Source organism: Anaerorhabdus sp. (genome assembly GCF_036637135.1).
GTDB lineage: Bacteria > Bacillota_I > Bacilli_A > Erysipelotrichales > Erysipelotrichaceae > Anaerorhabdus.
The window spans coordinates 1-1,948 of the sequence record NZ_JAVWNC010000118.1 but is presented as its reverse complement, the minus strand read 5'-3'; the positions used below and the strand labels follow the sequence as shown (position 1 = coordinate 1,948).

The following is a 1,948-nucleotide window of genomic DNA, read 5'->3' as shown; positions in this document are numbered from 1 at the left end:
CATGTTGGGGTAAATTAGACGTACGTACGACTGGAGGAATAAGTATGGAATACCTAGGATTAGACGAAACAGTGTTAAAAGAAAAGGGTGGTTACTTTGCTGCAACTGAAATTGAAAGACAACCACAACTATGGAAAGAGTTGGTTCAACAAGTAAAAGAGAATACAACTAAAATTGAGTCATTCTTTAATGACTTCGATTTGAATAATACAAAAATATATTTGGTTGGTGCAGGGAGTTCTGCACTAGCTGCAAGCATTGTAGAGAATACATTAAAGAAGAATTTAAATTTAGATGTGGAAACAGTATATTCAACAAAATTGATTCTACAACCAGAAGTATATTTTAATATTGACCAACCGATACTCATGGTTTCATTTGGTAGTAGTGGTAGCACACCGGAAAGTGTTGAGGCAGTTCGATTAGCGCAAGCAATGTGCAAAGACTTAAAACAAATGTTTGTACTGTGTGTGGATAATGGTATTTTAGTGAATGAGTATATGAATGATAAAACATTGTATATTCCATTACCTAAGAACACAAAAGGAAAAAGCTTCGCGGCAACAGCGGAATTTACGTGTCTTATTTTACAAGCACTGGCGATATTTGACATAAAACACATTGATGATTACATTGAATTTGGTCATATTGCTCAAGAACAAGCAAGTGATATCTTTAAAAATAAAATGGATATGATTCAAGAAATCGCATCTCTTGATACAATCTCGATGACAACAGTTGGAAGTTTAGAATTTGAACACTTAGCGGCAGAGACTGCTTTAAAGGCAGTAGAACTAACGGGTGGTAAATTCTTAAGTAACTTTAATTCATCAATTGAATATCGTCATGGACCAAAGTTAATTATGAATTCACCTGTGTTGTGTATGCATTACCTATATCCGGATATGTATGTATCAAACTATGATATAGATATGATGAATGAAGTTGCGACAGATCGTTTAAAAGGTATCGTAGTGGGCATTGGATTTCATACTCCGAAGGAATGTGATGTACAAACAAAATATTATTTCCAACTCAAAAAAGAAGAAGTCATAAATAATCATCCAGTTTTAGGTGTTTTATTGTATGCACTTATCATGCAATCACTTATTGTTCATATCTCATTAAAACATGGTGTAAAAGCAGATTGGCCATCAACAGATGATCAGGTACCAAAAGTCGCAAATCGTGTTAAAATCTATACTAAGTAGTAGTAAGGGAGATTGTGTATGAAAATAGATAAGAGACCTCGTTATGTAATTGTTATGGAAGCAGTTCAAAACTATATCTCAAATCATCAATTACAAGTAGGTGATAAGATACCTACTGAACCTGAGTGGATGGAAGAGTTTCATGTGAGTAGAGCGACTGTAAGACAAGCAATGCAAGAATTAGAGAATGCAGGTGTAATCGAAAAGAAACATGGTGTTGGAACTTTTGTAGCAGAAGAAAAATTAAGTATCCAAATGCAAGGATTCTTTAGTTTTAGCGAGGAAGCAAAGAAGGTATCCAACAACTATGAAACAAAAATACTTAAATTTAGAAGAACACTTAATGCACCCAAAAAAGTCATTGATCTATTTCAAAGTAATGAAGTAATTGAATTGGAACGATTAAGACTAATTGATGGAGATCCAATCTTATTAGAATTGACATATATCCCAGAAAATCTTGTTAAGGGAAGACTACCAAAAGAATTTAAATTTGAAAGTTTATATGATTATTTTAAATCGCTTGGAGTAAAACATTTAACTGGTAATGAAAAGTTAACACCACATAATCCAACAGCTTATGAAGCGAGCAAACTAAAAATTGATAAACAAGCAATGCTACTTCAATTTACACGTGTATTATATGAAGGAAATGCAATTGAATATACAACAACGATTCTAAAACCTGGCAAAATCGGTATAGAAACAACGATAGAACGTAAATTATAAAAACAATG

The 1,948-nt window shown here is 33.0% G+C and carries 2 protein-coding genes; both read left to right on the top strand.

Annotation, left to right across the window (positions count from 1 at the left end):
- On the top strand, positions 1-1,211 hold a 1,211-nt coding region (locus RR643_RS11620), incomplete at its 5' end, for an SIS domain-containing protein (RefSeq protein WP_332483317.1).
- 18 nt (positions 1,212-1,229) lie between these two features.
- Positions 1,230-1,940 (top strand): GntR family transcriptional regulator, encoded by a 711-nt coding sequence (locus RR643_RS11615; RefSeq protein WP_332483316.1) that lies wholly within the window; start codon positions 1,230-1,232, stop codon positions 1,938-1,940.
- Positions 1,941-1,948 lie beyond the last annotated feature (8 nt).